This is a genomic window from Shimia sp. R10_1, from assembly GCF_017744095.1.
GTDB lineage: Bacteria > Pseudomonadota > Alphaproteobacteria > Rhodobacterales > Rhodobacteraceae > Shimia.
In genome coordinates this window covers 160,711-186,446 of sequence record NZ_JAGHQX010000006.1, presented here as the reverse complement: position 1 = coordinate 186,446, position 25,736 = coordinate 160,711, and the positions used below count along the sequence as shown (strand labels likewise).

The following is a 25,736-nucleotide window of genomic DNA, read 5'->3' as shown; positions in this document are numbered from 1 at the left end:
ATCAGGCACCACAAGACGGCCGATGCGCTTTGGGTTCAGGCGTCTTGGCGCAGAATTGTCAGGCGTGAATCATTTTCCGCAATGCCGACACCATTCTGGAAATCCTCTTCCAGAAGTTTGAGCACGGGAACATCCCCTACGAAGATCTCTGAGTAGGACACTTCGAACCCGTTGCCATAGGTGTGGTTGACGATATCCACCTCCCCTTCGAGGTCGGCAGGAATGTTGATGGTCAGATGGTTGCCCGTGAGGGTGCGCAGCACGGCGGGCCCTTGATCGACCGCGTCTGCATGCACATTGAGCACCAGCGTGTCTTCGCCTGCGTTGCCATCTACATAATGGCCCATACCAAATGTGATGGTGTCATCGCCCTCACCGCCCAGCAGCACAGTATCGCTGTTCTTTACCAGATCTGCGGTGATCACATCATCGCCATCTCCGCCAATAAGATGTGCGGCGCCATCGCTGTCTTCTGACACGGTTATGGTGTCATTCCCGTCGCCGCCATGGGCGACATGCGTGCCGCTGCCAAGGCTCAGTGTGTCATTGCCGTCTTGAAGATCAACGAGCGCGTTTTCTGAGGTGGCTATCGTATCGTCAGCAGCGGAGCCTTCGACGGGTTTCAGCGCAAAAAGTTTGTGGGCTTGTGCGTTCTCTGCCTGCTGTTCAAAGCTGTCGCCGTTTGGATCGACGATGCTTGTGAGCTCGACATCCTCAGCAGAGAAGTCGGTGACCCCTTCCAGCCGCAAGGTACGGGTTTCGACATTGTCTGGGTTCAGCGGGTTTTCCCAGCTGATATGCACGTCCGTAAAGGCGCCGTCCGGGTCTGTGGTGGTCGTGATGGAGGGCGTTGGAATGCTGTTCAAATCAGACATCTTGGCGCTGACGCCGATATCCACCAGCAGCATGTCTTCTTCGGTGTTGAAATCGGTGATCCGCGCCACAACGGGATTGTCGCTTTCCTCTCCGTCGCGGATCCCCGTCGCGTCATCAATATCAAGGGCATAAATGTCCGCACCGGCGCCGCCCGTGAGGACATGGGGCAGCGTGTCTTCTGGCAGCCCGGACAAGGGGCGCATCAGAAAGGTGTCGTCGCCATCGCCACCATCGGCCTGTGCCGCTGCACCATCTGCGGATTGAGAAGCCTTTAAAAAGAACGTGTCATCGCCGTCGCCACCAAAGCCGCGGGCGGCCTGTGAGATGTGCATATAGTCGTCGCCATCTCCGCCGAATCCATCGACGGTTCCGCCGATTTTGAGCGCATCGTTGCCGTCCTCGCCGTGCAGATCGCCAGAACCAGACCCGATCAAAGTATCGGCGCCATCTCCGGCGAATATATTTTCTGTGCCGCGCGCGGTGAGGGCTTCGCCGTCGTCGGAGCCGGTGATGCCATCTTTGTTGTCGTCTTCTGCAGCGTCTGAAGATTCAGAGCTGGGGGTCACGCTTTCGGAGGGTGGGGTGATCTGCTCAATCAGGTCGGTGTCCGTGTCTTGATCTGTGTCCGAAGACTCGTCCGTTTCTGACTCTGTTGCCTCGTCCGTTTCTGAATCGTTTTTGGATCCCATCACATCGACAACAGCCGTGGCTGCGCCAATGCCCAAAAGCGACAATAGTACTAACGGTCCCATAACCACCTCAGTATTTTAGAATCGGACTCAGTCCCCCAGTGATCCATTGAGCGCGGAGTAGATTGAAATTTCGTTGATACATGCGCTGGTCGAGCGATCCTAAGTGGATGGGCGTGATGAATTGTCGCATATGTCGTAAATGGCGCATTAAGATACGGGAAAAAGCAGCGTCAGCACTGCAATTTTCACAAAAAAACAACTCTGTGAGACATGTTTGGCTGCCGCTGCGTGATGCACCTTTGCCTGTGTATAACATCGGGGTGAAAACGCAGCTTTTCCTGCTTTTCTGATCGCTCGGAAATACCTAGCAAAAATGTTGCTAGGTCGCCGCACCTCTGCTACACCCTCGACGGATTTTAACGCCCCGTTAGTTTCGGGGTTAAGTAACGCCCTCGCTTCTTGCATACATTTGTATGCTGGAAGGGAGGCCAGCAAGCGGAAGGGTGGACGTGTCCGAACCAGCTTCGATCTCCTCCGGCATCGCCGAGCGCTATGCCGCCGCGGTCTTTGAGATCGCACAAGAGAACAATGCGTTGAGCGAATTGGAAAGCAGCCTCGAAGGCCTGGGTGCGGCAGTTGCCGACAGCGCAGACCTGCGCGATCTGATCAATTCCCCTTTGGTCAGCCGCGAAGACCAAGGCGCAGCAATCACAGCAGTCGCCCAGAAAATCGGTGTTCAGGAAGTTCTGGTAAATGTGCTGGGCCTGATGGCGCAGAAACGCCGTCTGTTCGTGCTGCCGCAACTGATTGCGCATCTGCAAGCGATGCTTGCGGATCACAAAGGCGAGGTGACCGCAGAGGTGACCACGGCCAAAGCACTGACCAAAACCCAAAGCGAAAAGCTGGCCAAGACCCTGGCCGCGCGCGTTGGTAAAGATGTCAAGATTGATGCGACTGTCGACGAAAGCCTCGTTGGCGGTCTTGTTGTTAAAGTGGGCTCGAAGATGATCGATACCTCGATCCGCTCCAAGCTCGCATCCCTACAGAATGCAATGAAAGAGGTCGGATAATGGGTATCCAAGCAGCCGAAATCTCTGCGATCCTTAAGGAGCAGATCAAAAACTTTGGCCAAGAGGCCGAAGTGGCCGAAGTCGGCCGTGTGCTTTCCGTCGGCGACGGTATTGCGCGCGTCTACGGCCTGGACAACGTTCAAGCCGGTGAGATGGTTGAATTCCCAGGTGGTATTCAGGGCATGGCGCTGAACCTGGAAAACGACAACGTGGGTGTCGTTATCTTCGGTTCTGACCGTGACATCAAAGAAGGCGACACTGTTAAGCGCACCAACTCCATCGTGGACGTGCCAACCGGTGAAGGCCTGCTGGGCCGCGTTGTAGACGGTCTGGGCAACCCGCTGGACGGCAAGGGCCCAATCGAGTCCTCCACCCGTGGTGTGGCAGACGTGAAAGCGCCGGGCATCATCCCGCGTAAATCTGTTCACGAACCAATGGCGACTGGCCTGAAGTCCGTTGACGCGATGATCCCAATCGGCCGTGGCCAGCGTGAGCTGATCATTGGTGACCGTCAGACAGGTAAAACTGCCGTTGCTCTGGACGCGATCCTGAACCAGAAATCCTACAACGACGCCGCAGGCGACGATGAGAGCAAGAAGCTGTACTGCGTATACGTCGCGGTTGGCCAGAAGCGCTCCACCGTTGCGCAGCTGGTGAAGAAGCTGGAAGAAACCGGCGCGATTGAATATTCCATCGTTGTGGCCGCAACCGCGTCTGACCCGGCACCAATGCAGTTCCTGGCACCTTACGCCGCGACCGCGATGGCCGAGTACTTCCGTGACAACGGCAAGCACGCGCTGATCATCTATGATGACCTGTCCAAACAGGCTGTGGCCTATCGTCAGATGTCCCTGCTGCTGCGTCGTCCACCCGGACGTGAAGCGTATCCTGGTGACGTTTTCTACCTCCACTCCCGTCTGCTTGAGCGTTCCGCGAAGCTGAACGAAGACTTCGGTGCAGGCTCGCTGACCGCGCTGCCGATCATCGAAACCCAAGGTGGCGACGTTTCTGCGTTTATTCCAACCAACGTGATCTCCATCACCGACGGTCAGATCTTCTTGGAAACAGAACTGTTCTACCAAGGTATCCGTCCAGCTGTGAACACCGGTCTGTCGGTTTCTCGTGTGGGCTCCTCCGCGCAGACATCCGCGATGTCCTCGGTTGCTGGTCCGGTGAAACTGTCCCTTGCGCAGTATCGTGAGATGGCAGCCTTTGCTCAGTTTGGTTCTGACCTTGACGCCGCAACTCAGCAGCTGCTGAACCGTGGTGCCCGTCTGACCGAGCTGATGAAGCAGCCTCAGTACTCTCCGCTGACCAACGCAGAAATCGTCTGTGTGATCTTCGCGGGTGTGAACGGCTACCTCGACAAAGTGGCTGTGTCTGACGTGGGCCGCTTTGAAGAAGCGATGCTGACCTTCCTGCGCAGCAAGCACGCCGACCTGCTTCAGTGGATCACCGACGAAGATCCGAAGATCAAAGGCGAGGCCGCTGACAAAGTGAAAGCCGTTCTGGACGCGTTCGCCGCTGACTTTTCATAAGGGGTTCGGACAATGCCTAGTCTGAAGGACCTAAAAAACCGGATCGAGAGTGTGAAAAACACTCGCAAGATCACAAAAGCCATGCAGATGGTTGCCGCGGCGAAACTTCGCCGCGCGCAGGAAGCTGCTGAGCAGTCGCGTCCTTACACAGAACGGTTCAATGCCGTTCTGGGTGGGCTCGCGGCCTCGGTTGGCGGCTCTGACTCTGCACCTAAGTTGCTTGCAGGGACCGGCAGCGATCAGACCCACCTTCTGGTGGTGATGACCGCTGAACGCGGCCTCTGCGGTGGCTTCAACGCAAACATTGCTAAGTTGGCGCGTGCGAAAGCTGAGGAACTGAAAGCTGCAGGCAAAACCGTCAAGGTTCTGACTGTTGGCAAGAAGGGCCGTGACGCGATCAAACGCGAGCTGGGTGATGACTTTGTAGGCCACGTGGACCTCACCGAGGTGAAGCGCGTGGGTTACGACGACGCTCAGGGCATTGCCCGTGACATTCTCGTGCGCTTTGACGCGGGCGAATTTGATGTCGCAACGATCTTCTATGCGAAGTTTGTGAACGTCGTGAGCCAGATCCCGACCGAACAGCAGATCATCCCGGCCGCTTTTGAGGCTGAGGAAGGTGGCGCAGCAACCCTGTATGACTACGAGCCCAGCGAAGAAGCCATTCTGGCTGACCTGCTGCCGCGCGGCGTGGCCACACAGATTTTCGCTGCACTGCTGGAAAACGGTGCCTCTGAGCAGGGTGCGCGGATGTCCGCAATGGACAACGCAACCCGCAACGCAGGCGACATGATCGACAAGCTGACCATCGAGTTTAACCGCTCACGTCAGGCTGTGATCACCAACGAGCTTATTGAAATCATCTCGGGCGCGGAAGCGCTCTAAGAACCGGAGACGAAACATGGCAAACGCAAAAGGTAAGGTGACCCAGGTCATCGGCGCTGTTGTCGACGTGCAGTTCGACGACTCTCTGCCGGAGATCCTGAACGCACTGAACACCGAAAACAATGGTAAGAAACTGGTTCTGGAAGTTGCCCAGCACCTTGGTGAAAACACCGTTCGTACCATCGCAATGGACGCAACCGAAGGTTTGGTTCGCGGCGCAGTCGTAGAAGACACTGGCGCTCCGATCTCTATCCCGGTTGGCAACGCGACCCTCGGTCGTATTCTGAACGTGATCGGTGAGCCGGTTGACGAAGGCGGCCCTGTGGAAGCGAAAGAAACTCGCGCGATCCACCAGCCAGCACCTGAGTTCGCTGAGCAGGCAACCGAGTCTGAAATCCTCGTGACCGGCATCAAAGTGATCGACCTTCTCGCGCCTTACTCCAAAGGTGGTAAGATTGGTCTGTTCGGCGGCGCCGGCGTGGGCAAAACCGTTCTGATCATGGAACTGATCAATAACATCGCAAAAGTGCACTCCGGTTACTCGGTGTTCGCGGGTGTTGGTGAGCGGACCCGTGAAGGGAACGACCTGTACCACGAGATGATCGAATCCAACGTTATTAAGCCAGACAACCTCGAAGAGTCCCAAGTGGCTCTGGTTTACGGCCAGATGAACGAGCCTCCCGGTGCGCGTGCCCGTGTTGCTCTGACCGGTCTGACCCTGGCGGAACAGTTCCGTGACCAATCCGGTACCGACGTTCTGTTCTTCGTGGACAACATCTTCCGCTTTACACAGGCAGGTTCTGAGGTGTCCGCGCTTCTCGGCCGTATCCCGTCTGCTGTGGGTTACCAGCCAACTCTGGCAACCGACATGGGCGCGATGCAGGAACGCATCACCTCTACCAAATCCGGTTCGATCACCTCGATCCAGGCGGTTTACGTTCCAGCGGACGACCTTACCGACCCTGCACCGGCAACCACCTTTGCCCACTTGGACGCAACCACCGTTCTGTCCCGTGCGATTTCCGAACTGGGTATCTACCCAGCTGTGGACCCGCTGGACTCCTCTTCCCGTCTGATGGATCCGTCCGTTGTGGGTGAAGAGCACTATGCGGTTGCTTCCGACGTTCAGCAGATCCTGCAGCGCTATAAGTCTCTGCAAGACATCATCGCCATCCTTGGCATGGACGAACTGAGCGAAGAAGATAAGCTGACTGTTGCGCGTGCGCGTAAGATCCAGCGTTTCCTCTCTCAGCCGTTCGACGTGGCGAAGGTCTTCACCGGCTCTGACGGTGTTCAGGTTCAGCTGGAAGACACTATCGCGTCGTTCAAAGCCGTTGTGGCTGGCGAATACGATCACCTCCCAGAGGGCGCCTTCTACATGGTTGGCGGCATCGACGAAGTGATTGCTAAAGCCGAGAAGATGGCTGCTGAAGCGGCCTAAGGAGGCCCGACATGGCAAACGAGATGCAATTTGACCTGGTCAGCCCTGAGCGGAGCCTTGCTTCGCTTCAGGCGACCGCCGTGCAGATCCCTGGCGCTGATGGTGACCTCACCGCAATGCCAGGCCATGCGCCTCTGCTGACTTCACTGCGCCCTGGCGTGGTGCGGGTTCAGACGGCGGATGGCGAGAAGGATTTTGTGGTGACCCGCGGTTTCGCGGAAATCTCTGCAGAGTCTATCTCGGTGATCGCGGAGCACGCACATAGCGGCGAAACCGTGACCAAAGCGGATCTTGAGGACGTCATCGCTGACGCTCGCAAGGCGGCTGCGGAAGCGGGCGAAGAGCACAAGGACGGCGCGGAGAAGTTCCTCTCCGATCTGGAGCATCTTCTGGAAGATATGGTCTGATCCCAAGCGGATAGACTGGTTTGAGGCCTCGCCATCACGGCGGGGCCTTTTGCGTTTTTGTAACCATATTTTGGCTTGATGATGCCTTGATTGAACTGCACACAGAACACGATGAAGAAAATACGCAACAGCTATGTCGGTGTGGATCAGGGGGACGAGGTCCTCTTTTCCGAGTTTGAAGACAACGGCCAGATGTGGACCGGCGATGGCGCACGTGAGCGCCGCAAGCTGATCAAATTTCGCTCCAAATACCGCGTGCCGCCTGCCGTGCATGTGTCGCTGTCGCTTTGGGACATGGACAGCGGGCCAAACATCCGCTCTGAGGTGGTGGCCGAAGAGATCACCAATCTTGGGTTTCAGCTTGTGTTCCGCACCTGGGGCGACAGCCGTATTGCCCGCGTGCGCATGTCCTGGATGGCGATCGGTGAGCTGGCCTATGCGGATGACTGGGTGATTTCGGGGTGAGTTGGGCGGGTTTAGAGACCTCTTGAGCCCGAGATTTATTCTACGGATCAACAGACGATTTGATGTATTATGCCGAGCGCTTTCCCGTAAAGAGCGCGCCTGTCTTTCGTGCCAATTGGTTGCACCTGTCAGCTTTTTCGGGGTCACTCAGATATCAATACATCTTACAAACACCTTAAAGTATACATTTTCGGGGCCTCCGGCAGTGGATCCAGTACGCTGGCGCAGCATGTTGCGGAAGCCACAGGATTGGTTCATGTGGATGCGGATGATCACTTCTGGGCACCCGTTGATCCGCCTTTTTCCGTGAAGAATCCGCCGCAGGAGCGAGTGCGCCTGATGAAGGAGGCGATGGGCTGCGCTGGCTGGGTTCTGTCGGGATCCTGCAACGGCTGGGGCGAGGCGTTGATTGCTCAGGCCGACCTGCTGGTGTTCACAACGCTCGCAACAGAGGTGCGGATCCAACGCCTCGTCGCTCGGGAAGCTGGCCGGTTTGGGGCGCGCATCAAAGAAGGTGGAGATATGTATCAAATCCATCGCGATTTCATTGAATGGGCCAAGGGCTATGATGATCCTGCGTTTCATGGCCGCAATATTGAGATGCATGAGCGCTGGATTGCTTCGCAAAATAAACCGACCTGCCGCATTGATTCCAATGGCCCGGTTGACGCATCGGTGCAGGCGGTGTGTCGCGCGCTTGCGGCGCTTTAAAGACAAACGCCCCGCTCAAGGAACGGGGCGTGACTGTCTTTGGCTTTTTCTCCACCTAACGGATGCGGGTACCGGTGTCTGGATCAAACAGGTAGATCCGCTCCGCCGGGATGGTCAGACCGACCTTTTCGCCTTCTGAGCTGCGGTGGTCGCCGCGTTCTTCGACGATCAGGCGGGTGTCGCCGATGCCGCCGAGGTAGCAGTAAGACACACCGCCAAGCGCCTCTGTCAGCTCGATGGTGAGCTGGTCTGCATTGGGGTCGAGTTCCAGATGCTCCGGGCGAATGCCAAGGGTCACTTTGGTCTGATTCGCGGGCAGGGCGATGGGGGAGGTGATGGGGGCAGAGAAAGCCGGGTTGGTCAGCTTGCCATCCACCACATCACACTCAAGGAAGTTCATCGACGGGGAGCCGATAAATCCGGCGACAAAGCGGTTGTCGGGATCACGGTAGAGATCCAGCGGTGCGCCGACCTGTTCAATACGGCCATCGCGCAGCACCACGATTTTGTCGGCCATGGTCATGGCTTCGACCTGATCGTGGGTCACATAGATCATGGTGGCGCCGATTTCCTGATGCAGGCGGGCAATTTCCACACGCATGTCGACGCGGAGCTCTGCATCGAGGTTGGAGAGCGGTTCGTCAAATAGGAACACTTCCGGCCCGCGCACAATGGCCCGGCCAATGGCGACACGCTGGCGTTGGCCACCGGACAGGGCCTTGGGCTTGCGCTTGAGGTATTGGTCGAGTTTGAGAATCGAGGAGGCTTTTTGCACCTTTTCGTCAATTTCGGCCTTTGGATGCCCGTTCATGCGCAGGCCAAAGCCCATGTTTTCTGCCACGGTCATATGCGGGTAAAGCGCGTAGGTCTGAAACACCATGGCGACGCCGCGTTTGGCCGGGTCCATATGGGTCACGTCACGGGTGCCGATGTTGATCGTGCCCTCTGTGGTCTCTTCCAGACCCGCGATCATGCGCAGCAGGGTGGATTTGCCGCAGCCAGAAGGGCCAACGAAGACGCAGAATTCGCCATCTTCGATCTGCAGGTCCACGCCGTGGATCACTTGGGTTTCGCCATACCGTTTGATGGCTCCTTGCAGAGTTACGCCTGTCATGTGGTCGCTACCTTTTGCTGTCTGGTTTCGGGGAAGCGCCAAGCCTGGGCTTCCCGGCCAATTTGGGCGGCAGTGTCCATCACGCGGGGCGCCCATGTTTCTAGTTGCTCAAGAGAGATTCGGCTGGTCGGGCCGGTGACGGAGAGCGCCCCCAGCATGCGTCCATTGGGGGATAGAACCGGCACGGCCACGCAGACGATGCCGGGTTCATGCTCTTCACGGTCAAAGCCATAGCCTCGCGCGCGGATGTTATCGAGCTCTGCGCGCAGCTCTTCGGCTGTGACCAAAGTTGTTGGGGTGAAGCGATGAAAGCTTTGCTGGGCGATCGTGGCCGTCAGCGTCTCTTCATCCAGAAAGGCCATCATCGCCTTACCGACGCCGGTGCAGTAAGCCGGGCCGACTTTGCCAGCCTGCGAATACATGGCCACTGGGTCCCGTGCGTTGCGTTTGTCGACATAGAGCACCTGAGAGGCATCCAGTTGCGCCAAATGCACGGTTTCCCCAGACGCCTGTGACAGCGCGTCCAGATGCGGACGCGCGATCGGCGCGAGAGAGCTTTGTGTCCAGGCCGCATGGGCGAGGCGCACAAGGCGGATGCCCAGCGAATAGGTCTGTCGATCACTGTCATAGGCCAGCATGCCCTGATTGGTCAGGGTCTGTAGGAAGCGATAGAGCGTTGCCTTTGGGTAGATGCTTTGCTCTTGCAGCTCCCCAAAGCGCACAGGCCGCTCAAATGCGGCCACTTGATCCAGCACGTCCAGTGCTTTGCCGACTGTTCCGTCGCCTGCCATGAACTGTTGTTCTCCTCCACTTTCCTGCTGGTGGGCAGGAATCTGTTGACAATCTAGCCGAGACTGTGTGTAGTTTTCAATATGTAAAACGAGGTTTCAAATAATGGAACTAAAACTTACATAATTTTGGAGCACAGGGAGGACACAATGCTTTCCAAAATGAAAACCACCGCCGCAGCGGCTGCGCTCGCGTCGGCTTTTGCCGTACCAGCGTCTGCAGAGCTGTCTGGCGACCTGACTATTTTCTTGGACACGTCAAACCCGGCGCCACGCGCCACGATGGAAGCGATGATTGCACGGTTCGGTGAGAAGCACCCCGATCTGAACATCGAAACCACCGTGATTGATCGTGAAGCCTACAAAACCCAGATCCGCAACTTCCTGACCGCGAACGCGCCGGATGTTGCCACCTGGTATGCTGCCAACCGTATGCGCCCCTACGTAGAAGCGGGCCTGTTTGAAGATGTATCCGATCTTTATGCAGAGCCAGCCATCGCAGAAGGTCTGGCTTCCACCAAAGGCGCTTTGACCATTGATGACAAGCAGTGGGGCGTGGCCTACACCTACTACCAGTGGGGTGTTTACTACCGCAAAGACATCTTTGATGAGCTGGGCCTGTCTGAGCCAACCACCTGGGATGAAGAAAAAGCAAACTGTGCCAAGATCGTTGAGTCTGGCCGCGCCTGCTACACCATCGGCACCAAATACCTGTGGACCGCTGGTGGCTGGTTTGACTATCTGAACATGCGCACCAACGGCTTTGATTTCCACATGGATCTGGCGGCTGGCAAAGTGTCTTGGGAAGACGAGCGCGTGAAGCAGACCTTCATGAACTGGAAAGAGCTCGTGGACATGGGCGCGTTCATCAAGGACCACCAGACCTACAGCTGGCAGGAAGCGCTGCCGTTCATGGTGAACGGGGAAGCCGCGGCTTACCTGATGGGCAACTTCGCCGTGGCACCGCTGCGCGAGGCTGGTTTGTCTGATGATCAGCTGGACTTCTATCAGTTTGTGAAGATCAACCCGGATGTTGCGCTGTCTGAAGACGCGCCAACCGACACCTTCCACATCCCTGCAAACGCAAAGAACAAAGAAGCGGCACGTGAGTTCCTGCGCTTTGCGACTTCTGCGGATGAGCAGACCATCATCAACAATGGCAAAAACCTTGGCCAGCTGCCTGTGAACGCAGGCTCCAGCGTGGATGATGACAAGTTCTTGCAGCAGGGTTTTGAGATGCTGTCCACCAACTCCACCGGTGGTGTGGCGCAGTTCTGGGATCGTGATGCCCCAGCAGAGATGGCCAAAGTCTCCATGGAAGGTTTCCAGGAGTTCATGGTGAAGCCAGATCAGCTGGACAAGATCCTGGCCAAGCTCGAGCGCGCACGCGGTCGTATCTACAAATAAGATCAAGGGGTTGGGTTGGCACCCTTGCCACCTGACCACCTTTTAGCAAGAGAGGCGGGGGAATTCTCCGCCTCTCAGCCCTCAAACCGCGGGTTATGTTATGACCGTTTCTTCTGAAATTCCTGAAACCGAAAGCTGGTTCCACCGCAATCAACAGCGTATCGCGCCCTGGATCTTCCTGGCGCCGGGCATGTTGTTTTTTGCGGTCTATGTGATCGCGCCGGTTTTCCAATCTTTCAACCTGTCGCTTTATGAATGGGACGGGCTGGGCGAAAAGACCTATGTGGGCTTTCGCAACTATGAAGACCTTTATTGGGAATACGTAGATCGAGACGCCTTTTTTGTGTCGTTGAAAAACAACGTGCTGTGGCTGTTTCTCTACCTGCTTGCCATTCCTGCCGGCCTGTTCATTGCGCTGTTCCTGAACCAGACCGTTGCGGGCATTCGCGTTTATAAATCGCTGTTTTTCTTTCCATTTGTGATCAGCCAAGTGGTGGTTGGTCTGGTGTTCAGCTGGTTTTACGATCCGAACTTCGGCCTGTTGAACACAATGCTGGGTTGGGTTGGCATGGGGCCAATCAACGTGCTTGGCAACGAAGATCTGGTGACCTATGGCATCGTCGCGGCGGGTCTTTGGCCACAGACGGCTTATTGCATGATCCTTTATCTCACCGGCTTGAATGCGGTGGACCCGGAACAGATCGAGGCGGGACGTCTGGATGGGGCAAAGGGCTGGAAAATGCTCTGGCATATCATTCTGCCACAGCTGCGCCCGGCAACGTTTATTGCTTTTGTGGTGACGATCATTGGCGCGCTGCGTTCGTTTGACCTGATTTCCATCATGACGCAGGGCGGCCCCTTTGGCAGCTCGCGCGTACTGGCGTACTACATGTTCGAAGTGGCGCTGTCGGAATACGGTTTCCGCATGGGGTATGGCGCGGCGATTGCTGTGGTGCTGTTCCTGATCATGCTCTGCTTCATCACCTACTTCCTGTGGTCGATGTATCGCGAAGAGAAGGGGCACTGAGATGTTTCCACAACCGATCGAAAAACAGCCACAGGCCGCACAGCTGGCCTACAAAACAATGCTGCCGATTGCGCTTTTGTTCTGGCTGGCACCACTGCTGGCGGTGGCGCTGTTCTCCATCAAGCCGGATGCGGATTTCACCTCTGGCAACTATTGGGGGCTGCCGTCGAGCTTTGAGGGGGCGGCGAACTATGGCCGGGTCTTCTTTGACTCTGACATGCCACGCTATCTGCTGAACTCTTTCCTGATCACCATTCCAACGGTGATTGGGGCCGTGGCGTTGAGCGCGATGACGGGTTTTGCGCTGGGGATCTATAAATTCCGTGCGAACCTCTGGATCTTCTTCATGTTTGTGGCGGGGAACTTTGTACCGTTTCAGATCCTGATGGTGCCAGTGCGTGACCTGACGCTGGAGATGGGGCTCTACAACACCAAGACCGGTCTCGTGCTGTTCCATGTGGCGTTTCAGACGGGGTTTTGCACGTTGTTCATGCGCAACTTCATCCGGGCGCTGCCGTTTGAGCTGATTGAGGCGGCACGTGTGGAAGGCGTAAGCGAATGGCGTATCTTTTGGTATGTGGTGCTGCCGCTGATGAAACCGGCGCTGGCGGCGCTGTCAGTGCTGATCTTCACATTTATTTGGAACGACTACTTCTGGGCAGTGGTCCTGACGCAGGGGGCGGAGAGCCAGCCTGTCACCGCTGGGATTACCTCGTTTAACGCGCAGTATCGTGCGGCCTATCACCTGATGAGCGCGGGCTCGATTGTGGCGGCTCTGCCTCCTGTGGCGATGTTCTTTCTGATGCAACGGCACTTCATTGCCGGTCTCACTTTGGGAGCTGTGAAGTGACGCAAGCTTTGCAAACCTGGCGCATTGATGCGCCGGGTCAGACTTTGGTTCTGGCCTCTGATGGGGGCGTGCCCGGCGCGCTCTATTGGGGGGCACCTTTGCCTGCCGGGGCAGATCTAGCGGCCTGCGCCGCCGCCACCGAGCGGGATGTGACCGGTGGGATGATTGATCGGTTGCCGGATCTGTCGCTGTGCCCAGAGGCGGGCAACAGTTTTCAGGGGCAGGCTGGGCTGGTGGCCTATCGCGACGGGGCAGCGCTGTATCCGCGTTTCAAGCTGATTGAAGCGGATGGGGCGCGGTTTGTGTGTGAAGATGCAGAGACCGGGCTGACGCTGACGTTTCAGTTTGCTGTTGAAGGCGGCGTGATTGCCGCATCGACATCATTGGTCGCCAAAGAAGAGATCACCCTGCATCACTTGGCGGCGCCTGTGCTGCCGGGGCCGCAGATGGGGGCGGAGATATTGCACTTCTCTGGCCGCTGGGTGGGCGAGTTTCAGATGGACCGCAGCCCCTGGCAGGCAGGCATTCTAATGCGGGAAGCGCGCACTGGGCGCTCAGGACATGAGCATCCCCCTATTGCCTATTTCCCAGAAGCCGGGGCCACGAACACGCAAGGTCAGGTTTTTGCCATGCATTATGGCTGGTCCGGCGGGCATGTGATGTATGCCGAAGAATTGCCCGATGGGCGGCGACAGATCCAATGGGGTCATGCCACCGGGACACAGCGGGCCGGCCGGCGGTTTGAAACCGGCAAGCTCTATTTTGCGGTGTCCGAGACGGGTTTGAACGGCTGCGCGGTGGCGTTCCAGCGACACTTGCGCGATGAGGTTGTCACTTGGCCACACCCAGAGCGCCCGCGCCCGGTGCACTACAATTGCTGGGAAGCCGTGTATTTTGATCACAATGTGGATGAGCTGAAGGACATCGCAGACCGTGCCGCCGCGCTGGGCGCGGAGCGGTTTGTGTTGGATGACGGCTGGTTTGGCAAACGTGATGACGACACGTCGAGCCTTGGGGACTGGGATATTGATCCGCGCAAGTGGCCAGACGGGCTGACCCCGCTGATAGATCATGTTCAGGCGCTGGGCATGGTTTTTGGGCTGTGGTTTGAACCGGAGATGGTCAACCTCGACAGTGATCTGGCGCGGGCGCACCCGGAGTGGATTTTGGGGCCTGCGGATCAGATCGAGGGGCGCCAGCAGCGGGTGCTGGATATGGCCAATGAAGAGGTGCGCGCCCATCTGTTTGGTAAGATCAGCGCGCTCCTTGAGAGCCACGACATTGACTATATCAAGTGGGATCACAACCGCCTGTTGCCGGTGGCAGATGCGGCGCAGGCCGATGGGATCTATGCCCTGTTGGGCGCGTTGCGCGCAGCTTTCCCTCACGTGGAGATCGAAAGCTGTTCCTCTGGTGGTGGTCGGATTGATGCAGGGATTTTGCAGCACACGCAGCGTGTTTGGTTGAGTGACAGCAATGACGCGCGTGAGCGTCTGCGTATTCAGCATGATGGCGCGCTGATGCTGCCGGCGGCAATTGCGGGCAGCCACGTGGGTCCGCGCCACTGCCATACATCGGGGCGGGTGCATGACATCCACTTCCGCGCTTGGGTGGCGGCGCAGCGCCACATGGGGTTTGAGATGGATCCCCGTGAGTTGACGGAGGAAGAAGCCGCCGTTCTCACCCGCGTGACCGCATGGTGGAAAGCCAATCGCGATTGGCGCATGGAAGCCGATATTCTGCGCCTTGATGCAGCCGATCCAAGTGTGATTGCCGAGCTGCAGCTGGCACAGGATAAGACGCGCTTTGTGATGTTCGCCGGTAAGGCAGAGACTGGCCGTCAGAGCGTGCCGCGCCCATTGCGCCTGACCGCACTAGAGCCGGACGCGCACTACGACATTGAACTTATCAATCGCGATGAGGCGCATCATTTGTCCCGTCGCGCATTGCCGATAAAGGACGGCCCGCTGACATTGAGCGGCCAGTTCCTCATGCAACATGGCCTAATCCTGCCCTGGTCTTTCCCGGATCAGATGTGGGTGATTGAAGGAAAACGAGTATGACCAAGAAACGTCGTTCCCAGCATTGGTATGGCAAGCTAGACAAGGACGGGTTCATTCACCGCAGCTGGATGAAGAACCAGGGGTTTCCCGATCATGCCTTCGACGGGCGGCCGATCATCGGGATCTGTAACACTTGGTCGGAGCTGACGCCTTGTAACTCTGGCCTGCGCACGCTTGCCGAAGGGGTGAAACGCGGCGTCTGGGAGGCCGGTGGCTTCCCGGTCGAATTCCCGGTGATGTCGCTGGGGGAAACCCAGATGAAACCCACCGCGATGCTGTTTCGCAACCTGCTGGCGATGGATGTGGAGGAAAGCATTCGCGCCTATGGCATCGATGGTGTTGTGCTGCTGGGCGGCTGTGACAAGACCACGCCGGGGCAGCTGATGGGGGCGGCCTCTGTGGATTTGCCGACCATCGTTGTGAGTTCTGGCCCGATGCTGAACGGGAAGTTCAAGGGCAAGGACATCGGCTCTGGCACGGATGTCTGGAAGTTTTCTGAGGAAGTGCGCGCGGGCGAGATGACCTTGCAGGATTTCATGAATGCGGAAAGTGGTATGAGCCGCAGCGCAGGCGTGTGCATGACCATGGGCACGGCCTCCACGATGGCCTCCTTGGTGGAAGCCATGGGCATGGCGCTGCCAACCAATGCGGCATTGCCCGCGGTGGATGCGCGCCGGATGGCGCTGGCGCATCTCACCGGCAAACGCATTGTCGAGATGGTGGACGAAGATCTGAAACCTTCTGACATCCTCACCAAAGAAGCCTTTGAAAACGCCATTCTGGCCAATGCCGCGGTGGGGGGATCCACCAACGCGGTGGTGCATTTGCTGGCGCTTGCGGGCCGCGTGGGGGTGGACTTGACGCTGAAGGATTTTGAGATCGGCTCTGAAATCCCGCTGCTCGTGAACTGTATGCCGTCGGGCAAATACCTGATGGAAGATTTCTGCTACGCGGGCGGCGTGCCCGCCGTGCTGAGCCAGCTGAAGAAGCACGTGCGTCCGGCCAACACCGTGTTGGGGAAAGATATCGCCACCTATCATGACGGTGCCGAGATCTATAATGACGACGTGATCCGCCCATTGGAAAACCCGGTCAAACCTGCTGCGGGTCTGCGCGTGTTGCGGGGCAACCTTGCGCCCAATGGGGCGATTGTGAAGCCCTCTGCGGCCACGGATGTGCTTTTGGAACATGAGGGTGAGGCCTTTGTATTTGAGAACATCGAAGACCTTAAGGCCAATATTGATCGACCTGATCTGCCGGTGACGCCAGACACCATTCTGGTTCTGAAAGGCTGTGGCCCCAAAGGCTATCCGGGGATGCCGGAAGTGGGCAACATGCCAATCCCTGGCAAACTGGTGAAAGAGGGCGTGCGCGATATGATCCGCGTGTCGGATGCGCGCATGTCAGGCACGGCCTTCGGTACTGTGATCCTGCATGTCAGCCCCGAGGCGCAGGCAGGTGGCACGCTGGCGCTGGTGAAAACCGGTGATCGGATCAAGGTTTCTGCACAAAATGGTGTGCTGGAGTTATTGGTGGATGAGGCAGAGCTAGAAGCGCGTCGCGCAGACTGGCAACCCGATCCTGAGCATTATACACGCGGCTACGCGAAACTTTATTACGACCACGTGTTGCAAGCGGACAAAGGGGCGGATCTCGACTTCCTCGTCGGCAAAGACACGCGTTTGGTCACACGGGAGAGCCACTGATGACAGGCACCATTTTTCCTGACCTAAAAGGCAAATCTGTTTACATTACCGGCGGCGCAAGCGGCATTGGCGCGGCGCTGACTGACGGCTTTATGGCGCAGGGCGCAAAAGTTGCGATCATCGGGCGCTCTGCTGCAGATGATTTCATCGCTCAGATGGAAACGAAACACGGGGTGACCCCGCTGTTTATGCAGGGCGATATCTCCGATATTCCGCGTCTGCGCGAGACTATCCAGCAGGCGGTGGGAGAACACGGCGGTTTGGATGTGGTTGTGAACAACGCGGCCAACGACCAGCGCCATGCACTCGATGAGGTCGATGAAGAGTTTTATGACTGGATGCAGGCGGTGAACCAGAAAGCCTATTTCTTTGCCTGTCAGGAAGCGGCGCGGCAGATGACGGACGGCGGCTCGATCATCAATTTCAGCTCGATCAGCTACATCATGGGCAACGCAGGCTACCCGATTTACACGGCGGCCAATGCGGCGATCACGGGGATGACCCGTTCGCTGGCGCGGGAGCTGGGGCCAAAAGGCATTCGCGTCAATGCGCTGGCACCGGGCTGGGTGTTGACCCAGAAACAACTGGATATGTGGGCTGACCCGGAGGCGCTGGCAGGGCATATGGAGCGTCAGTGCCTGAAAGAGCATTTGAAGCCCGAGGATATGATCGATCCGACGCTGTATCTTGCCTCCAATGCCAGCCGGATGATGACCGGCCAGTGTATGGCGGTTGATGGCGGCGTTGTGGTTTCGGGGTAAGTGATGAGCGTGCAAGCAGAATGGATCGCGGTGGATTGGGGTACGTCCCGGTTGCGGGCGTTTGCCATGACGGGCGACAAAGTCCTGGCCACTGCCGAGTCCGAACAGGGCATGTCCAAGCTCAGCAAAGCAGAGTTTGAACCGGCCCTCTTGGCGCTGGTTGGTGACTGGCTGGGCGATGGTGTGACCGATGTGATTGCCTGCGGCATGGTTGGTGCGCGGCAGGGCTGGGTCGAGGCCCCCTATAGCGCCGTGCCTGCGCCCGCTTTGGCGGAAAAGATCATTCGCGTGCCGGATACGGATGCGCGCCTGCGGGTGCATGTGGTGCCGGGTCTGAAACAGGTGAGCCCCGCCGATGTGATGCGCGGCGAAGAAACACAGGTGGCAGGTTTTCTAGCAAAGCATCAGAACTGGGACGGGGTTTTGTGCCTGCCGGGCACGCACACGAAATGGGTGCATGTGAGCGCGGACGAGGTGGTGAGCTTCCGCACCTTTATGACGGGAGAGCTGTTTGCGCTTCTGTCCAAACAATCGGTGTTGCAGCACTCGGTGGGGGCGGGCTGGGACGAAGACGCCTTTCGCGCAGGCATGGATGTGACGCTGTCGCGCCCGGAAAATCTCGCGACAGAGCTGTTTGCGATCCGGGCCAGTGATCTGCTGGAGGCGACGCCCGCGTCGGTTGGCCGTGCGCGGCTCTCCGGCCTGCTGCTGGGCGCTGAGTTGGCGGCATCTCGGCCTTATTGGCTGGGGCAACAGATCGCTGTGATTGGCGATGCGGCGCTCTCAAATATCTACGCTGAGGCGCTCAAGGCGCAGGGCGGGTTTGTCTCTGTGGTGGACTGCCAGGAAATGACACTTGCGGGGCTGATCGCCGCGCGCAACCTTTTGGGATAACAACATGAGCCGGTCGATTATTGCGATTTTGCGCGGGGTGACCCCGGGCGAAGTGGAAGCGATTGCAGGTGAAATTCTTGCTGCGGGTATTGATAAAATCGAGGTGCCGCTGAACTCGCCGGAACCGCTGGAGAGCATCGGGTTGCTTGCGAAATCCATTGGCGATCAAGCGCTTGTGGGCGCGGGCACGGTGCTGGAGGTGGCACAGGTGGATGCGGTGAAAGCGGTTGGCGGGCAATTGATAGTCTCGCCCAACTGCGATGTGGACGTGATTGCCCATACCGCAAGCCTTGGCATGGAAAGCTGGCCCGGCGTGTTCACCCCGACAGAAGCTTTTGCCGCGCTGAAGGCCGGCGCAACAGGGCTGAAACTTTTCCCCGGTGACATGGCGGGGCCAGCAGGCCTTAAGGCGATGCGCGCCGTGCTGCCCAAAGACCGTGCGGTCTATGCCGTGGGTGGTGCAGGGCCAGACAATTTTGGTGAGTGGGTCGCGGCAGGTGCGAGCGGCTTTGGCATCGGCTCTGCGATTTACAAGCCGGGCGACAGCGCAGCTGAGGTGCGCGCCAAGGCAGATGCGATTGTGGCGGCTTATGATGAGGCGATTTCATGAGTGCAGTGTTTGACAACCGGGTCTGTGAACTGGGCGAAGGCCCACTGTGGCATCCGGTGCGTGAGCAGCTTTTTTGGTTTGACATCAAAGGCAAGCGCCTGCTGACCCAGCGCATGGGCGACACGCAGGAATGGCAATTTGATGAGCATTTCTCTGCGGCGGGCTGGGTTGACGAGGACACGCTGATTGTTGCCTCAGAGACGGCGCTGTGGCGGATGGATCTGGAAACCGGTCTGCGCGAACATGTGATCGCGCTCGAAGCGGACAATCCGGTGACGCGCTCCAACGATGGGCGTGCGGACCGTTGGGGTGGTTTCTGGATCGGGACCATGGGGAAAGCCGCTGAGGCCAAGGCGGGCGCGATTTATCGGTTCTACAAAGGGGAACTGCGTCAGGTGGTTGGCGACATCACCATTTCCAATGCGATCTGTTTCGATCAGACACGGGCCTGTGCATATTACACCGACACGCCAACAGGTCAGGTGATGCGCCAAAGCGTGGACCCAGTAACCGGCTGGCCTCAGGGCGCGGCGGAGGTTTATCTCGACTTGAAGCCAGAAGGTTTGAATCCGGATGGCGCGGTGGTCGACGCGGAAGGCACTGTCTGGATCGCGCAATGGGGCGCGTCGCGTGTGGCCGCCTATGATCCTGAGGGCCGCTTTGTGAAAGCTGTGGAGGTGGGCGCGCTGCAAGCCTCTTGCCCGGCTTTTGGCGGGCCTGAGCTGCGTGATCTCTATATCACCACAGCGGCGGAGGATCTGGCGGCAGATGTGCTGGCAGCTGCGCCGGAGAATGGCATGACATTTGTGCAGGAAAATGCCGGTCAGGGCGTTGCGGAACCGCGGGTGATCCTATGAAACAAGAGGTGGGCGTCTGTTATTATCCGGAGCATTGGCCGGAGGAAATGTGGGCGAAAGATGCCGCTGATATGATCGCGGCAGGCATCACCTGGGTGCGGATTGGCGAATTTGCCTGGAGCCGGATGGAGGGAGTGGCGGGCACGCTGACGCTGGAGTGGCTGGACCGCGCGATTGAGGTGCTGGGCAGTGCGGGGTTGAAGGTTGTGCTGGGCACGCCAACAGCCACACCGCCGCGCTGGATGATCGACAAACACCCCGACATGCTGGCGGTGGACGAGGCGGGCAATCCGCGCAAGTTTGGCTCGCGTCGGCATTATTGCTTCAGCCATGAAGGGTTTAAGGCGGAAAGCGCGCGGATCACCAAGATCATTGCGGAGCGCTATGGGAAGAACCCGCATGTGGCCGCATGGCAGACGGACAATGAATACGGCTGTCATGACACGATCATCAGTTATTCCAAACCTGCGAAGACCGCCTTCCAAGCTTGGTGCAAGGCGCGCTATGGCACGGTTGAAGCGCTGAACGCGGCCTGGGGCAATATCTTCTGGTCGATGGAGTATTTCTCCTTTGATCAAATCGACTTGCCCAACCTCACGGTGACCGAGCCGAACCCGGCGCATGTGCTGGCCTTCCGCCGGTTCAGCTCTGATCAGGTGGTGGCGTTTAACAAGGTGCAGACCGATATTCTGCGCGCCCATACCGATGCGCCGCTGATCCACAACTACATGGGTCGCATCCTGGAATTTGACCATTTTGACGTGGGCGCAGACCTCGATATTGCGAGCTGGGACAGCTATCCGATTGGCTTCTTGTCAGACCGCTTGGAAGCGTCAGAGGATCACAAGGCGCGGTTTCTGCGACAAGGGGACCCAGATATGCAGGCCTTCCACCACGATCTTTATCGAGCGGTGGGCAAGGGCCGTTGGTGGGTCATGGAGCAGCAACCCGGCCCGGTGAACTGGGCACCATACAATCCCGCGCCTTTGCCGGGGATGGTGGCGCTGTGGTCGCTGGAGGCCTTCGCCCATGGGGCTGAGGTGGTGAGCTACTTCCGTTGGCGGCAGGCACCGTTTGCGCAGGAGCAGATGCATGCAGGGCTGCAAACGCCCGACGGCCGTGAGGCACCGGGTATGGATGAGGCGCGCGCGGTGGCCAAGATTTTGGCCGCTTTGCCCCCGCAAGAGACACAGCAGGCCGATGTGGCACTGGTGTTTGACTACCCGTCCGACTGGGCTTGGCACACACAGCCGCAGGGCGCTGGCTTTGACTATTTTAGACTGGTGTTCTCCGCTTACCGCGGGCTGCGCCGTGCGGGGCTTTCGGTGGACATCGTAAGCGCCTCCTGCCGTGACTTTGCAGGCTACAAAGCGGTGTTTGCGCCGGGGGTGGCGACGGTGGATCCGGCATTGGTGGAAGCTGTCAGCACCACAGGCGGGCTGGGCATCTACGGGCCGCGCACCGGGGCCATCACCGAGGACTTCTTTATCCCCGCAGGAGGCCGCCCGGAGGTGCCGGAGCTGGATGTGCGTGTTGAGCTGATTGAAAGCATGCCACCTCATGCCGGGATGCCGGTTGTAGGTGGCGGTATGGCCGATCACTGGCATGAACGGCTGAGCGGCGCAGCAGAGGTGCTGCTGGCAACCGAAGCAGGTGCGCCGGTGCTGATGGGGCAGGGGGACCGTTGGTATCTCGGCAGCTTCCCCGACGATGCGTTGTGGGATCGGCTAGTGGCTATGGTGGCAGAGAAGGCTGGTTTCGCTGTCAGCCCTCTGCCGGAAGGCCTGCGCAAACGCCGCTTCGGAGAGTTGGAATTTGTGATCAACTACAATGGCTTTGCAGAAACGCTTGGGGATGTGACGGTGCCCGCATGCGGCGTTGTGGTGCTTCGAGGTGGAAAGCCGATTGCGGTAAGCGATCTGAGCCAGAGCTGATCCAGGTCTCCCAAATTGATACACAGAAAGGGCGAGGGGGTTTCTCTCGCCCTTTTTGGTTGGCGTGACGTCAACGTCAAGATGACTTGCTAAGGCAGGTGATTCGTATACGAATTAACTGAAACAAATTCGGATGCGAACCAAAATGGCCAGACAACCCCGTCTGTTTTTTCTGATCAACAAAGCCTATGCGGCGCTGGCGCGGGCGTCTGAGCGAAAGACGCAAGCCATGGCTGGGCTGTCGATGCCGCAACATGGCGTGTTGGCGCTTTTGTCCAAAGAGGACGGTCAAACAGTGACCGATTTGGCTAAGGCGCTATCGATGCGCAAATCAAGCCTCAGCGGGTTGATTGACCGTATGGTGGAGCGCGGCTTTGTCCGTCGCGCGCGTGAGGATGCTGATGGGCGCGTGGTGCGAGTATACCTCGAACCCTCTGCGCAGGACTTACTGCAGCGTACGTTGCCTTTGGTTCAGCACATTAACGGGCTGCTGCTGGCACCGTTTGACGCGGCCGAACAGGAGGTGATCGGGCGCTTTTTGACCCACATGGCTGAGAATGCGGAAGAGATCATTGATCAGGTAGAACTTTCTGAGGAGCGAGCGTGATGTTGGATATGAGTGATGTTGCCATCAAAGATGTAACGCTCACCACCGAGGATGGCACGGTGCTGGCTGGCACGCTCTATCGAGGGGCCGCGCCGCAGGTGGCAATCTTGATCTCGGCAGGGACCGGATATCCGCGCAGGTTTTATCGCCATGCGGCGGCCTATCTGGCGGCGCGGGGTGCGGTGGTGCTGACCTATGATTTTCGTGGGATTGGCGACAGCGGCGCAAAGGACCTTGCAGCATCGGAGATCGATTACCCTGATTGGGGGCGGCTGGATATGACGGCGGCGCTAAGCTGGTTGGCGCAGGAAGCGGAGGGGCTGCCGCTGACCACATTGGGGCATAGCGTTGGCGGGCAGTTTGTCGGATTTGCGCAGAACAATACACTGGCGGTGCGGCATGCCTTTGTCGCCGTGGGCAGCGGATATTGGCGGCTGCACAAGCCTGCGAATTGGCCGCTGGAGCTGTTTTGGTGGTGGGGCTATGGCAGCTATTGCCTTGCGCGATATGGATTTATTCCCGCAGGCGGCATCTGGGGCGGAGAGGCTTTGCCGCCTAAGGTGTTCCGAACGTGGCGGCGGTGGAGCAGCCGGAGGAGCTATCTGTTGCCAGATCTCGCATCAGGCAAATACCTGCATCACTACGATCAGGTGACCGCCCCGATGTGCTCCTGGTGTTTGAGCGATGATCCGATAGCGACGAGGGCCGCCTCAGAAGACACACTGTCCTATTATTCCCGTGCGGAGAAGCAACTGGCCTTGCGCACACCCGCGGCGCTGGGCGTCAAGAAGCTGGGCCATGAAGGGGCGTTTCGCAAAGGCCGGGAGGCGCTTTGGGCCGAGCTGTGGGAGTGGCTGGCGGCGGGGGCGTTGCCGGAGGGGGCCGTGGCGAAATGATTGGTGAGGCGCGCAGGGATTGCGTACCCTACAGGCATAGAAAAAGGCCGGTGTGGGGACACACCGGCCTTTCGTTTTGAGATATGCGCGCGATCAGACTTTGAGGTTTGGAATGATCTGCTTTTTGCGGCTGACAACACCCGGCAGCACAACGCTGTCACCTTCGGCGGTTGCGTCAAAGGACTTCGCGGCAACGGTTTTCACCAGATCGTTTGGCACCAGCAGTGTGCTTTCTTCGTTCAGGATGTCCACCACGAAGAGCAGAACCTGATCCACGCCGTCCTCGGAGGCCACGGTGGTCATGCTTTCCATCAGGGACGCTTTGCGGTCCAGCACGATGGCAGGAGAGGTGGTTTCCAGAACGGAGACGCGGAACTTGGTGCCGTCGACTTCGTATTCTTTGGAGTCCATGCGCAGCAGCTCTGCGTCGGAGAAAGAAGACACGTCGGATTTTGCGGCAAACATTTCAGCAGCATAAGACGGGATGTCGATGCCCAGATCGGCGGCCAGTTTCTCGGCCACAGCTTGGTCGTGGTCGGTGGTGGTCGGGCTGCGGAATTCCAGCGTGTCAGACAGGATGCAGGTCAGCATGGTGCCTTTGATCCAGTCTGGCATCTCGATGTCGCCCATCAGGTCGTGCATGATGGTCGCGGTGCAGGCCACGGGACGGATGGTGATGTCGATTGGACCTTTGGTTTCCAGACCGCCCACCAGCTTGTGGTGGTCGATGATCGCCTGAACGTCTGCGCCGTTGATGTTGGCAGGCAGCTCGGCTGGGTTGTTGGTGTCGACAATCACCACGGCGGCGTCATCTGCGACGTCGCCGATGATCTCAGGCTTGGTCAGATCCCAGCGCTCCAGCAGCCATGCGGCTTCGGTGTTGGGCTCGCCCAGCAGCTTTGCTTCGGCTGGGGTGCCTTTGATTTCAGAGAGATACCACGCCCAGATGATCGGGGAGCCGGTGGAATCGGTGTCTGGGGATTTGTGGCCAAAAACCTGAATGGTCATGTCTGGAGGTCCTTAGGAAATGGGGAAAATTGTGAAGTTGCGCGCCTTATAAAAGGGCGCGCGGGCTTTGTCACGGGGGCAGGCAAAATGGCGGCAATTTGGCCTATAGATCGAGGCGCGTGATGGTGAAACCTGCGGCGTTTAGCTGTGAAAGGACGCCGTCTTTGCCGGGAAGGTGCAACGCGCCAAATGCGATCAGCGAGGGGGTTTCGGACAAGGCCGGTGCGAGCACTTTGACCCAGTCGGTGTTCCGGGCGACTATGAGGTCTTTCTCAACCTGTTGGAGCAAGTCAGCGATGCGTTCCGCATCTGTGTCTCCCTTGGCGGCCGCGCGCATGTCAGCCCTGTTTAACTCCCAGATAAGCTGAATGGTTTCAGAGAGATACATATCGATCACGGTTGGGATCATCTCTGGCGCTGAGAGGTCAGTGCCCAGTGTGAGAGACCAGCGCAGATCATCCACCTGTGCCTCAATCGGATCGCTGGCCAAGAGGCTGATCAGGCGCTCGGTTGTATCGAGTGAAACGCGGGGCAGGTCACGTTCTTGAGCAAGGGCCTCAATTTGCAGATCCAGCCCTTTTTTGCCTGATTTTACAATATCAAAGGCGCAGGGGGGCACCATGAGCGTGAGACCCAAAAACCACGGTTGATAGCGCGCAGCCATGAAAGGAGGCATGCCGCGCGCTTTGAGTTGATCGGAGACCACAGCCCAGTGTTCTGGCCCGAGCCGGTCAATCAGAGAGGGGCCCGTTTCGATCAAAAACAGCTCTGGGTGCTGTGTGAGATGGCGTTGAAAGCCGAGCTGGTCCTCTGAGGTCATCTCCATAAAAAGCTGCTGGGGTGGTGGCGTGAGGCTGCGCAGGCGCGTCACGGTGGCTGCATGTTGGGGCAGGTGCAGATGGAATGTGCCGATGATGTGGGAGACAACGCCGTCTTTCTCCACCCGCCAGAGCAGACCTTCGGAAAAGGGCGCCTCTGCGGCGGCATTCTGCATGGCTGTGCGTTCAGCCTCGGGCCGTTGATCAAACAGGTTCGGGCCTTCGCAATTGGCCATGGCTGCCCCTGAAAACCCGAGCATAAACAATAGTGTATAAAGAACGCGCATCATGTGCCTCATTGGATTTGACGC

The 25,736-nt window shown here is 58.2% G+C and carries 24 protein-coding genes; 19 read left to right on the top strand and 5 right to left on the bottom strand.

Features of this window, described 5'->3' with window-relative positions:
* Positions 1–35: 35 nt before the first annotated feature.
* Entirely contained in the window at positions 36–1,628 is a 1,593-nt protein-coding gene (locus J7413_RS13060; protein ID WP_209098871.1) for a hypothetical protein, read from the bottom strand.
* Between the two features lie 449 nt (positions 1,629–2,077).
* On the opposite strand from J7413_RS13060, the gene J7413_RS13055 reads away from it, so the two are divergent.
* From J7413_RS13055 to J7413_RS13025, 7 genes are all read left to right on the top strand, one after another.
* Complete coding sequence (locus J7413_RS13055; RefSeq protein WP_209098869.1) at positions 2,078–2,638, top strand: F0F1 ATP synthase subunit delta; 561 nt, start codon at positions 2,078–2,080, stop codon at positions 2,636–2,638.
* Positions 2,638–4,176, top strand: a complete 1,539-nt coding sequence (gene atpA, locus J7413_RS13050; protein ID WP_209098867.1) for a F0F1 ATP synthase subunit alpha — start codon at positions 2,638–2,640, stop codon at positions 4,174–4,176. Before J7413_RS13055 ends, atpA begins: the two co-directional genes overlap by 1 nt.
* A gap of 12 nt (positions 4,177–4,188) precedes the next feature.
* Positions 4,189–5,061, top strand: coding sequence for a F0F1 ATP synthase subunit gamma (locus J7413_RS13045; RefSeq protein ID WP_209098865.1), 873 nt, complete (start codon positions 4,189–4,191; stop codon positions 5,059–5,061).
* 16 nt (positions 5,062–5,077) lie between these two features.
* A complete protein-coding gene (atpD, locus tag J7413_RS13040; RefSeq protein WP_209098863.1) occupies positions 5,078–6,502 on the top strand; it encodes a F0F1 ATP synthase subunit beta in 1,425 nt (474 codons plus the stop codon).
* Between the two features lie 11 nt (positions 6,503–6,513).
* On the top strand, positions 6,514–6,909 hold the full coding sequence (locus J7413_RS13035; protein WP_209098861.1) for a F0F1 ATP synthase subunit epsilon: 396 nt from the start codon (positions 6,514–6,516) through the stop codon (positions 6,907–6,909).
* Between the two features lie 111 nt (positions 6,910–7,020).
* Positions 7,021–7,374: an H-type lectin domain-containing protein gene (locus J7413_RS13030; RefSeq protein WP_209098859.1), complete on the top strand. Its 354-nt coding sequence runs from the start codon at positions 7,021–7,023 to the stop codon at positions 7,372–7,374.
* A 108-nt stretch (positions 7,375–7,482) separates the two neighbouring features.
* Positions 7,483–8,085 (top strand): adenylate kinase, encoded by a 603-nt coding sequence (locus J7413_RS13025; protein ID WP_348538751.1) that lies wholly within the window; start codon positions 7,483–7,485, stop codon positions 8,083–8,085.
* A gap of 55 nt (positions 8,086–8,140) precedes the next feature.
* Here the strand turns inward: J7413_RS13025 and ugpC are convergent, their stop codons facing one another.
* Entirely contained in the window at positions 8,141–9,199 is a 1,059-nt protein-coding gene (gene ugpC / locus J7413_RS13020; protein WP_209098857.1) for a sn-glycerol-3-phosphate ABC transporter ATP-binding protein UgpC, read from the bottom strand.
* Positions 9,196–9,990: an IclR family transcriptional regulator gene (locus J7413_RS13015; RefSeq protein ID WP_209098855.1), complete on the bottom strand. Its 795-nt coding sequence runs from the start codon at positions 9,988–9,990 to the stop codon at positions 9,196–9,198. The genes ugpC and J7413_RS13015 overlap by 4 nt, the downstream gene beginning before the upstream one ends.
* A gap of 147 nt (positions 9,991–10,137) precedes the next feature.
* Here J7413_RS13015 and J7413_RS13010 point away from each other — a divergent pair, with 147 nt between their 5' ends.
* The 12 genes from J7413_RS13010 (at position 10,138) to J7413_RS12955 (ending at position 23,599) form a co-directional block, all read left to right on the top strand.
* Positions 10,138–11,394 (top strand): ABC transporter substrate-binding protein, encoded by a 1,257-nt coding sequence (locus J7413_RS13010; protein ID WP_209098853.1) that lies wholly within the window; start codon positions 10,138–10,140, stop codon positions 11,392–11,394.
* A 100-nt stretch (positions 11,395–11,494) separates the two neighbouring features.
* Complete coding sequence (locus J7413_RS13005) at positions 11,495–12,421, top strand: sugar ABC transporter permease (protein WP_209098851.1); 927 nt, start codon at positions 11,495–11,497, stop codon at positions 12,419–12,421.
* 1 nt (position 12,422) lies between these two features.
* Entirely contained in the window at positions 12,423–13,271 is an 849-nt protein-coding gene (locus J7413_RS13000; protein WP_209098849.1) for a carbohydrate ABC transporter permease, read from the top strand.
* Positions 13,268–15,334, top strand: coding sequence for an alpha-galactosidase (locus J7413_RS12995; protein WP_209098847.1), 2,067 nt, complete (start codon positions 13,268–13,270; stop codon positions 15,332–15,334). Before J7413_RS13000 ends, J7413_RS12995 begins: the two co-directional genes overlap by 4 nt.
* On the top strand, positions 15,331–17,040 hold the full coding sequence (locus J7413_RS12990) for an IlvD/Edd family dehydratase (RefSeq protein WP_209098845.1): 1,710 nt from the start codon (positions 15,331–15,333) through the stop codon (positions 17,038–17,040). The genes J7413_RS12995 and J7413_RS12990 overlap by 4 nt, the downstream gene beginning before the upstream one ends.
* A complete protein-coding gene (locus J7413_RS12985) occupies positions 17,040–17,801 on the top strand; it encodes an SDR family oxidoreductase (RefSeq protein WP_209098843.1) in 762 nt (253 codons plus the stop codon). Before J7413_RS12990 ends, J7413_RS12985 begins: the two co-directional genes overlap by 1 nt.
* A gap of 3 nt (positions 17,802–17,804) precedes the next feature.
* Entirely contained in the window at positions 17,805–18,695 is an 891-nt protein-coding gene (locus tag J7413_RS12980; protein WP_209098841.1) for a 2-dehydro-3-deoxygalactonokinase, read from the top strand.
* Positions 18,696–18,699: 4 nt separating this feature from the next.
* Positions 18,700–19,305 (top strand): 2-dehydro-3-deoxy-6-phosphogalactonate aldolase, encoded by a 606-nt coding sequence (locus J7413_RS12975; protein WP_209098839.1) that lies wholly within the window; start codon positions 18,700–18,702, stop codon positions 19,303–19,305.
* The gene (locus tag J7413_RS12970; protein WP_209098837.1) at positions 19,302–20,162 is read left to right on the top strand and encodes an SMP-30/gluconolactonase/LRE family protein; all 861 of its coding nucleotides are present in this window, start codon (positions 19,302–19,304) and stop codon (positions 20,160–20,162) included. The genes J7413_RS12975 and J7413_RS12970 overlap by 4 nt, the downstream gene beginning before the upstream one ends.
* Complete coding sequence (locus tag J7413_RS12965; protein ID WP_209098835.1) at positions 20,159–22,096, top strand: beta-galactosidase; 1,938 nt, start codon at positions 20,159–20,161, stop codon at positions 22,094–22,096. Before J7413_RS12970 ends, J7413_RS12965 begins: the two co-directional genes overlap by 4 nt.
* 145 nt (positions 22,097–22,241) lie before the next feature.
* Positions 22,242–22,703, top strand: coding sequence for a MarR family transcriptional regulator (locus J7413_RS12960; protein WP_209098833.1), 462 nt, complete (start codon positions 22,242–22,244; stop codon positions 22,701–22,703).
* Positions 22,703–23,599, top strand: coding sequence for an alpha/beta fold hydrolase (locus tag J7413_RS12955; protein ID WP_247743510.1), 897 nt, complete (start codon positions 22,703–22,705; stop codon positions 23,597–23,599). The genes J7413_RS12960 and J7413_RS12955 overlap by 1 nt, the downstream gene beginning before the upstream one ends.
* Before the next feature lie 93 nt (positions 23,600–23,692).
* Here the strand turns inward: J7413_RS12955 and J7413_RS12950 are convergent, their stop codons facing one another.
* Positions 23,693–24,607: a manganese-dependent inorganic pyrophosphatase gene (locus J7413_RS12950; protein ID WP_209098831.1), complete on the bottom strand. Its 915-nt coding sequence runs from the start codon at positions 24,605–24,607 to the stop codon at positions 23,693–23,695.
* Between the two features lie 103 nt (positions 24,608–24,710).
* The gene (locus J7413_RS12945; RefSeq protein WP_209098829.1) at positions 24,711–25,712 is read right to left on the bottom strand and encodes a TraB/GumN family protein; all 1,002 of its coding nucleotides are present in this window, start codon (positions 25,710–25,712) and stop codon (positions 24,711–24,713) included.
* Positions 25,713–25,736: the final 24 nt, after the last annotated feature.